The sequence below is a fragment of the Kordia sp. SMS9 genome, from assembly GCF_003352465.1.
Taxonomy (GTDB): Bacteria; Bacteroidota; Bacteroidia; order Flavobacteriales; family Flavobacteriaceae; genus Kordia.
The window spans coordinates 142,425-156,246 of sequence record NZ_CP031153.1 but is presented as its reverse complement, the minus strand read 5'-3'; the positions used below and the strand labels follow the sequence as shown (position 1 = coordinate 156,246).

11 protein-coding genes are annotated in these 13,822 nt (G+C 35.7%); 7 read left to right on the top strand and 4 right to left on the bottom strand.

The genetic code is table 11. From position 1 onward, the window contains the following. Positions 1-4 precede the first annotated feature (4 nt). Together KORDIASMS9_RS00660 and KORDIASMS9_RS00655 are read right to left on the bottom strand one after the other, a co-directional pair. A complete protein-coding gene (locus KORDIASMS9_RS00660; protein WP_114900996.1) occupies positions 5-508 on the bottom strand; it encodes a GbsR/MarR family transcriptional regulator in 504 nt (167 codons plus the stop codon). Positions 509-990: 482 nt separating this feature from the next. Continuing rightward, positions 991-3,024, bottom strand: a complete 2,034-nt coding sequence (locus KORDIASMS9_RS00655; protein ID WP_114900995.1) for a M3 family metallopeptidase — start codon at positions 3,022-3,024, stop codon at positions 991-993. A 165-nt stretch (positions 3,025-3,189) separates the two neighbouring features. Between KORDIASMS9_RS00655 and KORDIASMS9_RS00650 the strand changes: the two genes are divergently transcribed. Together KORDIASMS9_RS00650 and KORDIASMS9_RS00645 are read left to right on the top strand one after the other, a co-directional pair. Further along, a complete protein-coding gene (locus KORDIASMS9_RS00650; protein WP_240321109.1) occupies positions 3,190-5,640 on the top strand; it encodes a LamG-like jellyroll fold domain-containing protein in 2,451 nt (816 codons plus the stop codon). An 80-nt stretch (positions 5,641-5,720) separates the two neighbouring features. Next, entirely contained in the window at positions 5,721-6,509 is a 789-nt protein-coding gene (locus KORDIASMS9_RS00645) for a T9SS type A sorting domain-containing protein (protein WP_162819697.1), read from the top strand. Between the two features lie 555 nt (positions 6,510-7,064). Here KORDIASMS9_RS00645 and purE read toward each other — a convergent pair. After that, positions 7,065-7,550, bottom strand: a complete 486-nt coding sequence (purE, locus tag KORDIASMS9_RS00640) for a 5-(carboxyamino)imidazole ribonucleotide mutase (RefSeq protein WP_114900993.1) — start codon at positions 7,548-7,550, stop codon at positions 7,065-7,067. A gap of 1 nt (position 7,551) precedes the next feature. Next, positions 7,552-8,706 (bottom strand): 5-(carboxyamino)imidazole ribonucleotide synthase, encoded by a 1,155-nt coding sequence (locus tag KORDIASMS9_RS00635; protein ID WP_114900992.1) that lies wholly within the window; start codon positions 8,704-8,706, stop codon positions 7,552-7,554. Between the two features lie 148 nt (positions 8,707-8,854). Between KORDIASMS9_RS00635 and KORDIASMS9_RS00630 the strand changes: the two genes are divergently transcribed. The 5 genes from KORDIASMS9_RS00630 to KORDIASMS9_RS00610 all read left to right on the top strand — a co-directional run bounded on the left by KORDIASMS9_RS00630 (position 8,855) and on the right by KORDIASMS9_RS00610 (position 13,226). Continuing rightward, a complete protein-coding gene (locus KORDIASMS9_RS00630; RefSeq protein WP_114900991.1) occupies positions 8,855-9,961 on the top strand; it encodes an adenylate kinase in 1,107 nt (368 codons plus the stop codon). A gap of 34 nt (positions 9,962-9,995) precedes the next feature. Continuing rightward, entirely contained in the window at positions 9,996-10,994 is a 999-nt protein-coding gene (obgE, locus tag KORDIASMS9_RS00625) for a GTPase ObgE (RefSeq protein WP_114900990.1), read from the top strand. Positions 10,995-11,055: 61 nt separating this feature from the next. After that, entirely contained in the window at positions 11,056-11,496 is a 441-nt protein-coding gene (locus KORDIASMS9_RS00620; protein WP_240321108.1) for a hypothetical protein, read from the top strand. Positions 11,497-11,534: 38 nt separating this feature from the next. Continuing rightward, the gene (locus tag KORDIASMS9_RS00615; protein ID WP_114900989.1) at positions 11,535-12,488 is read left to right on the top strand and encodes a hypothetical protein; all 954 of its coding nucleotides are present in this window, start codon (positions 11,535-11,537) and stop codon (positions 12,486-12,488) included. A gap of 36 nt (positions 12,489-12,524) precedes the next feature. Further along, complete coding sequence (locus KORDIASMS9_RS00610; protein ID WP_114900988.1) at positions 12,525-13,226, top strand: peptidase E; 702 nt, start codon at positions 12,525-12,527, stop codon at positions 13,224-13,226. Positions 13,227-13,822: the final 596 nt, after the last annotated feature.

Here is a 13,822-nt window from a genome sequence, read left to right as displayed (position 1 = left end):
GTTGTTATTTTAAAAGTTTAATGAACGTTTTGGTCAGCCAATTGGCTTCTTGATTTACGACTCGATTCAAAATAGAATCTGCGGTATTTGCCAATTCGTGGAGCGCTTTTGTTTGTTTGATAAATTCCTTTGTTTCTGCGGAACCATCATCTTCAATACTACTCACTTCTTTCAACACTTTTAATGTTGGTTGAATTTCTCTTCGACTGCGTTCTCTTGCTATTTGCTTCGCGAGTTCGTTAATGTCTTTCTCAGAAGTAAAATATTCTTTTCGTTCGCCAGCTTTGGAAGTTTTGTATACAATGCCCCAATCGATTAATTGGCGTAAATTCATACTGGTGTTTCCTCTGGAAATATGCAATTCTTCCATGACATCTTCCATCGATAAAGGTTCTGGTGACACCAAGAGCAACGCATGAATTTGTGCCATCGCTTTGTTAATTCCCCATAAGGTTCCTAACGCGCCCCAAGTTTGAATGAATTTATATTTTGCTTCTGTTACTTTCATAGTTCAAATATACAATAATTTTCAAACTTTCAAAAATTATTGAAAGTTTAATTTGTTTTTATAATTTTTAGCTTGAATTTAAAAATATACTTTTCAGATTGGGCGCAGTCAAAATCAACTTGCACTTTGATACATTCAGTAGCATTATCGCTAGTTGCTGATTGCATGTGTTTTCAAACTATGAAATTTATTACTCAAGTAACATCACTAATAAATAACATCACTAATAAGTAGCATTATGACGAATTGGTTACTTTTCAAAGTGCTTCTCGATACAATTTTCTGCATTTCGACAAGCTCAATGACAGAAAACCACTCGAAGTGACGGACAGTAATAAGAAAAATAATTCGTGTATTCGTGGTAAAAAAATAAAGAAACTAGTGAGTTCAATCTTTTAATCAAAATCGCTTGCTTTTGTCATAGAAATCGAAGTGACGTTTGGCGTTTCAAATTTAGTTTTAGTTCTAACAATCTAAGAAGTCTATTCCGCTAGCAATCCTGCACGTTTCAATAACGCTTCTGGTTTTGGTTCGCTTCCGCGGAAACGTTTGTATAATGTCATTGGATGTTCTGTTCCACCTTTTGAAAGTACGTGTGTTGCAAATTTTGAAGCAATTTCTCTACTGAAAATTCCATGTTCTTTGAAATATTCAAAAGCATCTGCATCCAACACTTCTGCCCATTTGTAACTGTAATATCCAGAAGAATAACCACCTTGAAAAATATGTGAAAAGGCAGTGCTCATCGCAGTTTTAGGATTTTCTGGAAACAAACGTGTGTTTTCGAAAGCCGTTTTTTCATGTGCTTTTACATCGGTAATATCTGTTGGATCAATTCCGTGCCAGTTCATATCTAACAAACCAAAACTTATCTGACGCAACGTCGCCATTCCTTCTAAAAAGGTTGCGGAAGCTTTGATTTTTTCAATGTATTCCATCGGAATGACTTCTCCAGTTTCATAATGTTTTGCAAAAATGGCCAAGGCTTCTGCTTCGTAACACCAGTTTTCTAGTATTTGACTTGGTAATTCTACAAAATCCCAAAAAACGGACGTTCCACTTAAACTTGGATAGGTGGTGTCTGCCAACATTCCGTGCAATGCGTGTCCAAATTCATGGAACAAAGTCGTAACTTCGTTAAAAGTCAATAATGATGGTTTCGATTCCGTAGGTTTGGTAAAGTTGCACACAATAGATACATGTGGGCGTTCTACCGTTCCATTTTTTCGGTACTGCGATTTATAGGACGTCATCCAAGCACCATTTCGCTTTCCTTTCCTCGGATGAAAATCGGCATAAAATACTGCGACAAATTTACCATTGCCATCTACAACTTCATAAGTTTTTACGTCTTTGTGATACACCTCAATATCAAATACCTGTTGGAAATGAATGTCAAATAATTTTGCGGCTACCGTAAATGCCCCATCAATTACATTTTCAAGTTTAAAATACGGTTTCAGTTTTTCATCATCCAAATTGAATAATTCTTGCTTTAATTTTTCAGAATAGTATGCGCTGTCCCAACTTTGCAATGCTGAAATACCATCTAATTTTTTGGCAAAATTTGACAATTGTGAAAACTCACGTTCAGCGGCTGGTTTTGCTTTTTCGAGCAATTCATTCAAAAACGAAATTACTTTTTCAGGTGTTTTTGCCATGCGTTCTTCCAACACAAAATGTGCATGCGTTTCATAACCGAGCAAATTGGCACGTTGATGACGGAGCTTGGCAATTTCCAACACATTGGCTTTGTTGTCCAATTCATCACCTTTAAAAGCCTTGGAACCAAAAGCAGTTGCCATCTGTTTGCGCAATTCGCGATTGTCAGCATATTTCATAAAAGGAATATAGCTTGGATAATTGAGTGTGAAAATCCAACCGTCTTTATCTTGACTTTTCGCGATAGATTTTGCGGCTTCTAACGCTCCGTTTGGAAGTCCTGTAATATCTTTTTCATCTGTTAAGTGTAGCTGAAATTTGTTCGTTTCCGCTAAAACATTTTCACCAAAAGTGAGACTCAACTTTGATAGTTTCTTATCAATTTCGCGAAGTATTTCTTTCTTATCTTTAGATAAATTAGCGCCATTTCGTGAAAACGATTTGAATTTTTTATCTAATAATGTGTGTTGTTCTGTTGTTAAATTTAGTGTATCTTTTTGCGCATGTAAAGTTTTTACACGTTCAAATAAACCTTCATTCAATACAATATCATTAGAGAATTCTGTTAACTTAGGAGAAATCTCTTGTGCCATTTTTTGAATATTTTCGTTGGTTTCAGCCGAATTCAAATTGAAGAAAATACTTGTGATACGATCCAACTGTTCGTCTGAATATTCCAACGCTTCAATTGTGTTTTCAAAAGTAGGTGGCTGCTCGTTAGCAACAATTTGTTCAATTTGCTTTTTAGCATTCGCAATTTCGGAGTCAATTGCTGTTACAAACTCACTTTCATCAATTTGAAAAAAAGGAGCTGTGGTATGTTTTGTAAGAAATTTATGTGTTAAAACGGTCATTTGGACGATCTATTTGTTTGTTTTGTCGATTTGCAATCTTTATCTTTGTAAGAAAATACTATTTTTATAAATAGTATGTAGATTTATATATCGAAAACATGAATTTTCAAATTTTTGAAAACCAAAGATAGAGAATTTACGTATATAATGATAAAAATTGCTCCGATGATGAAGAAGAATTTATACATTTTAAAAATATTTTTACTACTATCCTTTTTAACCTATGCACAACCTCCAAATGACGGGTATTATTTGGATGGAGTTGATGACTTTATTGAGTTAACTGATTCGGACAATATTAACACGACAACCGTAAACGATAGAACTATTGAAGGATATTTTAAAGTGGATGATGCCACGAGTAGACAAATAATCTACAAAGAAGGTGGTGGATCGCGTGGAATAATACTGTACGTAGAAAACGATTATGTCGTTGTTGGAGGATATAACAGGTCTAATAGTGATTATACACCACGATGGAATGGAACGTATTTTAGAGAACCTATTAGTGATGATACTTGGTATCATATAGCATTAGTGTTTGACAATGTTGGTGTTCCTGTAAATGACCCAATTGCAGCATCTGATAATACAAACTTAAAATGGTATTTAGATGGAAGTTTAATGGATTCTAGAGCTGGTTTTGAAATACGATCGCATAGTGGCGATATTAATTTAGGACGCTCTGATGGTAATATACGATATCCAAATTGTGGAACATGGACTTCTGGCGGAAGCTCAGAATACTGTTTCAATAACAATTCACAATCCAATTCTAATAATTATTTTGCAGGAAATATTTGGGGATTTAGAGTTTGGGACGATGTGCGTACAGTTACCGAAATAGACGAAAATAAAGACATATTAATCACGACAGTAGGAACAGATAATTTAGTGGCTGCCTTAGATGGTGATACCATTTCTTATTTAGATGATAGCGATGCTGTAACCACAGATTCTGCAAGTAATAAAACTGAAATTACATGGTCGTCAACTGCGTCAACCACAAGTTGGACTACTGGTACAAACTGGGTTGGAGGTACTGCACCAGACGCTACTAAATTGGAATCTGTAGTGATTCCTTCTTCAACAAATTATCCAGTACTAACGGCACATACGATTGTTGGAGAACTTACGGTTGATGCTTCCGCTTCTATTACGGTGAATGCAGGTGCTACATTGGATGTATATTATGACTTAACAAATAACGGAACGATTACCGTTGAGAATGATGGTGCATTGCTTCCACGTGAAAACATTCCTGTAAAAGGTACTGGAAATTATATCATTGAAAGAGATTCTCCAAATTATACCAATACGCTTTTCTATTCATATTGGTCTACTCCTGTAGCGGAAACAGATGCAGTAATAGCTACTATTTTTCCTGATGTTGGCGGATTTGACTACTACTGGAATGCTTCTACCACAAATGCTTCATGGAATAACAATCATACAGATATGGAAGTTGGTAGAGGTTATGCATTAAGAGCAAATCATCTTAATGTAGAAACGGCCGTTTTTGATGGAACAGTCAACAATGGCGATATTGATGAACCTGTGTACTATACGGTAGATCCAAACACAAGCGAATCTGGGTATAACATCATCGGAAATCCATATCCGTCTGCAATTGATTGGGAAGCGTTTCAAAAAGACAATTCAGATGACATTGAAGGAACCGTGTATTACTGGAGGCAAACAGACGCGCCAACAGGAGATAATTTAGCTTCGGATTACATCGAATATAATAATACAGGTTCAAACCCTTTAGGAGCAGCAGACGGAAACATTGCAACTGCGCAAGGTTTTGCCGTGCAAGCAAAAAGTACAGGTTCAGGAACGGTAACATTTAAAAATTCACACCGAGTAGTCGCAAATAATGACCAATTCTTCAGACCAACAGGAGAAGTTGCATTTGCTACAGAATCTACCACAACTACAAGCAATAGTCAAACGGATGGTCGTATGTCATTGCGTTTAGCTGGAAGCGGAATGTACGCAACACAATTGGTAGGTTTTATTCCAGAAGGAACCATAAACTATGACGATACGTACGATGGACCATTTATCAACGAAGGCGCTAGTATTGAGTTTTACTCGTATGTGGCTGACAGTAAAATGTCGATTCAAGCATTGCCAGCATTAACAACGACAGACATGGAAGTGCCTTTAGGATACCAAGTCCTATCAAGCGGAACGTACACATTATCAATTGATGCAGAATATCTATCGCAAGATTTTGACATCATTTTAGAAGACAGATATCAAGGGACATTTACAGACTTACGTCAAACTTCATACACATTTACGACGAGTCCAACAGAAGAAAATGATCGTTTCTTCATCCAAGTTCAATACAGAAATACACTAAGTATTGACGAACTAGACATTGAACCAAATCAAGTAAACGTATTATTTAATGGTGATGACTTACAAACCATTACCAAGCGTACCGATTTTGAGATGATTAGTTTATACGACATCTCTGGAAAACTATTGCTACAACGCGAATATGCTGAAACCATTGCAATGCCGCAATTGGCAAGAGGCGTGTATGTGGTTCAGTACACAACTGAAAGCGGAGTTATACTCACAAAAAAAATCCTAAAGTCTTAACAGTCAGAAACAAGAAATATAAATAAAATTTGTGTATAATTGTCGTAGAGATTTGAACCCCATTTTAAAAGGTCTCTATTATGAAGACAAAAATACTTGTAATAGCACTTTTTTTTGGCACATACATGACGATGTTTGGTCAAATTTGTTACGATTATGCTTCGAAGAAGTACATCCAAGAAGTCCGTAAAAATTCTGAAAACAGTCCCACAGACGGACGTATTTCGTTGCGATTGGCAGGAAATGGTTCTTTTGTCACGATTCTTTTAGGATTCATTCCAGAAGGAACGATTCATTTTGATGATGGCTACGACGGACCGTTTATCAATGACGGCGCAGCGGTAGAATTTTATTCTTTTTTAGGTGCGATGCGACTCTCCATACAGGCATTACCAGAATTAACAAATGCCAATGTACAAGTGCCTTTGGGCTACGAATTGACTTCCGATGGTTTATATACAATTTCTATAGATGCTGAATTTTTAAGCACAGACTTTGACATTATTTTAGAAGATACGTATCAAAGTACCTTTACAGATTTACGCCAAACAAGTTATACCTTTTCAGGAATTACGGGAGAAACACACGATCGTTTCTTTCTAAACTTAGACTATCGCAGTGCATTACATACCGTCGATAGTGAAAATACTTCCAAAGATATTCTCGCGTATTTTCATGATGATCAATTAAAACTGTATACACAACGCAATGATATTGCCAAAGTCAGTTTGTATTCCATCACAGGAACACAAATTCTTTCTACAAATTTTTCGAATGAAATCTTGACTAAAAACGTAGCTCGCGGCATCTACATCATCCAATATACTACGATTTCTGGCGTGCAAATCGTCCAAAAAATAGCCAAATAAACAGATAAAAAATGTATTTCGTCGATAAAATAAGTGTTTTGTCGATTCTTTAAAGAAACTTTTCTGCCATTCTTTGAACTGCTAGATAATTAGGAATTTTGTCCTGTTGATTTAGTAGTAAGATAAATTTTTCATGGTTTAATACTAATATATTAACCTACTTGACGCATAATTACAATGTTGATAGCCCTAATTAACTGTATTATAATTAAATGGATTGGTTGATGAAAGCCCTTTAAGAGTTCTTAGAGGGTTTTTTTATGTCTTTAAATGAAGTTAAAATAAGTAGTTAAAAAGTAGAAATACCTTTCAACGAAGAGTTTAATCATTTCAACGAGAAAACAATTTTTTATGCATCCAAAAAGTAGAAAAACCAAGCAATGCAATACTTTTGATGCATCATTACAAACTTATTTAGTCCAATGTATTTTTGGGTAAAAAATGATTAATAATATGGTAGGTTAGTTTTATTTTTAAATGGTTTGTAAAGATAAGAAAGCCGCTTTTCGAAGCGGCTTTTGTTGTTTTAATATATCTTAAAGTCGGAAAGAACGATTACTTCGCAACCTTCTTCGCGCCGTCAATCACTTTCTGTTTCAAACCTTCTTTGTACACCAAAATTTTATCCAACACACATTTGTCTGAACTTCCAATAATTTGCGCCGCTAAAATTCCAGCATTCTTTGCGCCATCCAACGCAACAGTTGCTACAGGAACGCCGCCAGGCATTTGCAAAATAGACAATACAGAATCCCAACCATCAATAGAATTTCGAGATTTTACAGGAACACCAATTACAGGCAGTGGAGACAATGAAGCTACCATTCCTGGCAAATGAGCCGCGCCACCAGCACCAGCAATAATCACATTAATACCACGCGTATGCGCATTTTTTCCATAATCGAATAACTTTTCTGGAGTTCGATGTGCAGACACAATATCTACTTCAATCTCAATATCGAAACCTTCCAAAATATCAATTGCTTCTTGCATTACAGGAAGATCACTTGTGCTTCCCATAATAATTCCCACTTTTGCCATATTATTTGCTAATTACGTTGATTATTTGTTTTACTTCCGCCGCTACTTTTCGTGCTTCGGTAACATCTTCATTCACAATAGTTACATGTCCCATCTTGCGAAATGGGCGTGTTTGTTGCTTCCCATAAATATGTGGTGTTACGCCTTCCAACTGCATGATTTTTTCAATATTTTCATACACTACATCGCCCGTATATCCTTCGGCGCCTACCAAATTCACCATAATTCCCGCAACTTTACTTTCGGTTTTTCCTAACGGAAGATTCAAAATGGCGCGAATGTGTTGTTCAAATTGATCCGTATAACTCGCTTCAATGCTATAATGTCCACTGTTGTGAGGTCTTGGCGCCACTTCATTCACTAAAATTTCGTCGTCTTGTGTTTGAAACATTTCTACGGCTAAAATTCCCGTATGTTGTAATGCTTCTGAAACTTGCAATGCTACTTTTTGGGCTTTCGCTAGAATATCCTCAGAAACTCTCGCAGGGCAAATTACATATTCCACCTGATTGGCTTCTGGGTGAAACTCCATTTCTACCACAGGATACGTTTTTACTTCTCCAGAAACAGAACGCACAACAATTACAGCGAGCTCATTTTTAAAATCGATCAATTGTTCACACATACACTCTACATTTGGCAAACGTTCTAAATCTGCTAAAGAACGTACTACTTTTACACCAGTTCCATCATAGCCAAACTGCGTACTTTTCCACACAAACGGAATCGAAATCACGTCATTTTCTACACTGTGTAGCAACTCTTCTAGCGACATATAAATAGAAAATGGCGCTGTTGGAATGTTGTTTTTCTGATAAAAAAGCTTCTGAATTCCTTTATTTTGAATGGTTTGCAACGTTTTTGCAGACGGATATACGTGTACGCCTTCATCTTCTAGCTTTTGCAATGCGTCTACATTTACATGTTCAATCTCAAAAGTTAACACATCCACATTTTTACCAAAATTATACACGGTTTCAAAGTCCATCAAATCACCTTGGTGAAACTCATTACACGCTATTTTGCAAGGAGCTTCGTCACTTGGATCCAACACAGACGTATATACATCAAACTTTCGGGTAGTGTAGAGCAGCATTTTTCCCAATTGACCGCCGCCTAAAATTCCTAATTTAAAATTAGAGGAGAAATAATTCATTCGTTTTTACATTTTCAACAAAAATACAAATCTAATTTCGTAAAAGTAAACTCATTAAACGTTATTCATAAATCAATTTGTATCTTTGCCCCTTTAAAAGCATTTTGTGTCTTTTATTTAAGGAAAATCATAGGAAAAACACGCAAAAGTGATCAAATTACACGACAAATATTTCAAAAAATTTATCTCTTCAGCACAAATTCAGGAAGCAGTGACCAGAATGGCTGCTGAAATTGCAGAAGATGTCAAAGATGAACAACCCATTTTCGTTGGAATTTTGAATGGTGTATTTATGTTTTTTGCCGATTTTATGAAAGCGTATAATTATCCATGCGAGATGACTTTTGTAAAATTAGCATCCTACCATGGAACGTCTTCTTCTGGCGAAATTAAAGAGCTCATTGGACTTTCTCAAGATATTGAAGGCAGAACTGTGATCGTATTAGAAGATATTATTGACACAGGAAACACCTTAGATGAATTGCACGCAATATTCAAAGCAAAAAAAGTAAAAGACTTTAAAATAGGAACCTTATTTTTTAAGCCAGAAGCATATAAAAAACAACACAACATAGATTATATCGGGATGGAAATTTCCAACGAATTCATTGTCGGTTACGGACTCGACTATGACGATTTGGGAAGAAATCTACCTGAAGTTTATCAATTACACAACCACAACATGATCAATTTAATTTTATTCGGAAAGCCAGGCGCTGGAAAAGGAACACAAGCAAATTTCTTAAAAGAAAAATACAACTTGGTGCATATTTCTACAGGAGATGTGTTTAGATACAATATCAAAAATGGTACAGAATTAGGATTATTAGCCAAGTCTTACATGGATAAAGGTGATTTGGTGCCTGACGAAGTAACGATCAACATGTTGCAAGCAGAAGTGGAAAAAAACCCAGAGGCAAATGGTTTTATCTTTGATGGTTTCCCAAGAACTACGGCACAAGCAGAAGCATTGGATAATTTCCTAGCGACAAAAGACATGGGAATTTCTGCAACTATTGCGCTAGAAGCGGATGATGAAATCTTAATTCAACGTTTGTTAGAACGCGGAAAAGTGAGTGGTCGTGCTGATGATCAGGACGAAAATAAAATTAGAAATCGTTTTGATGAATACAATCAAAAAACGGCGCCATTAATTGATTACTACAAGAAACAAAACAAATTTCACAGTGTCAACGGCATCGGAACTATTGAAGAAATTACAGTGCGTTTGAGCGCTACTATTGATCAATTGTAAACAACACAACGCGTCCACATAAAAAGAGGAGACAATGACAGAAGGGAATTTTGTAGATTATGTAAAAATGCATTTGACTTCCGGAAACGGAGGAAAAGGTTCTATGCATTTACTACGCGAAAAATACAACGCGAAAGGTGGACCCGATGGCGGCGATGGCGGACGCGGCGGACATATTATTGTACGCGGAAACCAAAACCTTTGGACATTATTTCATTACAAATTAAAAAGACATTACAAAGCTGGTCACGGTGCACATGGAAGTGGAAACCGAAGTACAGGTGCCGATGGTGAAGATGTATATTTAGATGTGCCACTCGGAACCGTAATTCGTGACAAAGAAACGAATAAAGTCATCTTTGAAATTACGGAACACGATGAGGAAAAAATCATTGCACAAGGTGGAAAAGGCGGACGCGGAAACTGGCATTTTAAATCGTCCACAAATCAAACACCGCGGTATGCGCAACCTGGCATTCCTGGTGAAGAAATTGACATCATTTTAGAGTTAAAAGTCTTGGCAGATGTTGGTTTGGTAGGATTTCCAAATGCTGGAAAATCAACCTTATTGTCTGTAATTACGTCTGCAAAACCAAAAATTGGCGATTATGAATTTACGACACTAAAACCAAATTTAGGAATCGTAGAATACCGAGATTTTAAATCGTTTGTCATGGCAGACATTCCTGGAATTATTGAAGGTGCTGCCGAAGGAAAAGGCTTGGGACATTACTTTTTGCGTCATATTGAACGAAATTCAACCTTGTTATTCTTGATTCCCGCGGATAGCGCTGATATTTCCAAAGAATACGATATTTTACTTAATGAATTAAAAAAATACAATCCCGAACTGCTGGATAAAGAACGTTTCATCGCCATTTCAAAATCGGATATGCTTGACGAAGAATTGATGGCAGAAATGCGTGTAGAACTCGACAAAGATCTCAACGTTCCATACATGTTTATCTCTTCTGTAGCGCAACTTGGCATTATGGAGTTGAAAGACAAACTCTGGGAAATGTTAAACAACTAATACGAAGCGACTTTTAAGTCGCTTTTTTTGTATCTTTTTTGGATAGAAATCATCAATCATCATGAAAACCATCCATTCAAAAACACTTTTTCTAGTGTTGTTCTTTCTCTTCACGCAAAGTGTATTTTCACAAAAAAGTGAACGCATTTCCACTGTAGATTTTGTGCAAATTGTCAATGAAAATAAGGCAGAAGCCATGTTTTATTATGAATATAACTGGAAAGTATTGCGCAACATGGCAATGCAGAAAAAGTATATTCATTCGTTTGAAATTATGGAAACTTCCTATTCCGCAGCAGCGCCTTTTCACTTGATGCTGATTACAACGTATAACAATAAAGAACAATATGAACAGCGTGAAAAGCACTTTCAAGAACTCATCAAACTAAACGGGAAGTTAAATTTATTAAACGATAAAAAACCAGCGGAATTTCGAAAAAATTTGTTTTATAAAGAGAATGTAACGCATCATTCTAAAGAAATTACTATCATAAAAAGCTAAAATTCCATATCTTTCTGTCATCAACCGAAATCGCTACCATGAAAAAATGGCTTACTATCCTTTTCGCTTTTTACATTAGTTTTGCTTTTGCACAAGATATTCATGTAGAAAACGGAATCGCCTACATTGGTGATACACCGTATGTAAAAATCATCAAAAAGAACAAAAAAACCTTCTTTATTTACGATTTAAAGAAGAATGAAAAAATCATTAAAGTTCACTTGGAAAAAAAATACAATGAACGTGCCCAATCGTACTATCCAAATACAAAACTCTACTTTCTACAATCAGACATGAACGCTGCTTTTAGCGAAATAAAAGTGAAATCTCCCAAAGATATTGCTGAGTTATTGTTTGATAAAAATTTGATTTTACCCAATGGCGCTTTGAACGAAGAATTAGCGGTAGAATATTACGAAACAACACCAATTGGCAAACGTTGTGAAAGAACAATAGAACAAGGTTTTAGGGGAATCTTATATCATAAATATCGACCTGTGGTAAAAAATGATACGTTGCAGATCAATGAAGTCAAATTTGAATGTGTAACTACTGCTTTATTCACACGAAAAGTACTATATGATCATTTTGGAAATTGGGCTAAAGAAATTTTTAGAACTACGCAGAGTCATTTGCCTGAATTGCTTTGGAAAGACATTCCGTTGTTTGAAAACGACGATAAAAAATTCACGGTAATTGCAAGAGGTTTGGAATCTAGGAAAACGATTTACGCTTCTATTATGGTTTTTGATGAAAATAACTATGATATGCTTCATAAAAACTCTCCGTATCGCGATAAAATTGTAGCACTTTTTGCAGATTTTATTCGAAACGATAAAGGAAATAGAAAATTTTATGAAGTGTTTTGGAAAAAGTACGATCCTAAAAGATGGGAGCAAATGCAAGCGTACAGATCTCAAAAAAATGCAAAACGTCCAAGACCGCCTTTTACTCAAAAACCTGGAGATACTAGAAAATTTGAGCATAATTAAAATAGAATTCCAAACTTTTACTTCAATCAAAAAACTATGGATACAACCTCAACTTTATTTGTGTATGGTGGACAAGTGAATCAAAAATTTGTAAAATATACTGCAAAACTGACTGGAAAAGCAAAGCCGAAAATCTGCTTTTTGCCAACGGCTACAGGCGATGCACCTTGGTATATTGAATATTGGTATGAACTCTGCCACAACATCGAAGTAGAACCACATGTACTCAAAATTTGGATCAGTTCTAGTTCACAAGATTGGAGTTTCGAAGAGTATTTATTGCAAATGGACGCCATTATTATTGGTGGCGGCAATACGCTCAATATGATGACCTTGTTGAAAGCGCATGAAATCGACAAAGCGTTGATGAAAGCCTATCAAAACGGAATCATTTTAGCAGGTGGAAGCGCTGGTTCTTTATGTTGGTTTAATGGCGGATTTACAGATTCGCGCCCAAAAGAATTAACCTTTGTTGAAGGGTTCAACTTCTTACCATACAGTCATTGTCCGCATTACCATTCGGAAGCGTCGCGCCGTCCGTTATTTCACAGCAATATTGCCAACGGAATTTTAACCGATGGCTATGCATGTGATGACTTAGCAGGAATTGTCTTTGAAAACGGAAAACCTGTCAAAGCGATGTCGCTCAATGAAAACAATCATTCCTATTACGTGTACAAACAAGACGATCAAGTTATTGAAGAACGTTTGGAAGCGGAGATTTTTGAGACTTTTTGAATGTTAAATGCTGAATGTTAAATTTTAAATTAGTTCAAAGTCTATTTTGAAACGTCATTGCGAAAGTTTTGTAAAAACTTGTGGCAATCTGCTAGTTTCAAACACTATTTTTTATCTGATTGAAACAAATCACCAAATCACCAAATTAACACATTGCTATATTAACACATTTCTACATTAACAAATTGTTACATTAAACCAACCGTCACTTCGAGTGAAATTTCGCAGAAATTTAGTATCGAGAAGTACTTTGATGTTAGAACGCTTTGCTTTTTGAATGTGTTGTTAGATTTTTGAATATTTAAGTGCTTCAAAGCAAATCTCGATACAAATTTGTTACACAAATTCACTCGATTTGACGTGTGAGTTTAAAGTTAGAAGCAGATTACCACGTCACTATCGCTCCTCGGAATGACATATCAAAGGTTTATTTTCAAATTGAAACATTTTCAAATCTTCAAATTACAAAATCGTCACTTCGAGTGAAATTTCGTAGAAATTTAGTATCGAGAAGTACTCTGAATGCTTAATTTTAAATGCTAAATGCTAAATGCTAAATGCTAAATGCTAAATGCTAAATGCTAAATGTTGAATTT

Bases quoted from the DNA above. Each gene is read 5' to 3' on its own strand.
- obgE (WP_114900990.1), top strand. From the start codon at position 9,996: ATGACAGAAGGGAATTTTGTAGATTATGTAAAAATGCATTTGACTTCC.
- purE (WP_114900993.1), bottom strand. From the start codon at position 7,550: ATGGCAAAAGTGGGAATTATTATGGGAAGCACAAGTGATCTTCCTGTA.
- KORDIASMS9_RS00620 (WP_240321108.1), top strand. From the start codon at position 11,056: ATGAAAACCATCCATTCAAAAACACTTTTTCTAGTGTTGTTCTTTCTC.
- KORDIASMS9_RS00615 (WP_114900989.1), top strand. From the start codon at position 11,535: ATGAAAAAATGGCTTACTATCCTTTTCGCTTTTTACATTAGTTTTGCT.
- KORDIASMS9_RS00655 (WP_114900995.1), bottom strand. From the start codon at position 3,024: ATGACCGTTTTAACACATAAATTTCTTACAAAACATACCACAGCTCCT.
- KORDIASMS9_RS00645 (WP_162819697.1), top strand. From the start codon at position 5,721: ATGAAGACAAAAATACTTGTAATAGCACTTTTTTTTGGCACATACATG.
- KORDIASMS9_RS00610 (WP_114900988.1), top strand. From the start codon at position 12,525: ATGGATACAACCTCAACTTTATTTGTGTATGGTGGACAAGTGAATCAA.
- KORDIASMS9_RS00635 (WP_114900992.1), bottom strand. From the start codon at position 8,706: ATGAATTATTTCTCCTCTAATTTTAAATTAGGAATTTTAGGCGGCGGT.
- KORDIASMS9_RS00660 (WP_114900996.1), bottom strand. From the start codon at position 508: ATGAAAGTAACAGAAGCAAAATATAAATTCATTCAAACTTGGGGCGCG.
- KORDIASMS9_RS00650 (WP_240321109.1), top strand. From the start codon at position 3,190: ATGATGAAGAAGAATTTATACATTTTAAAAATATTTTTACTACTATCC.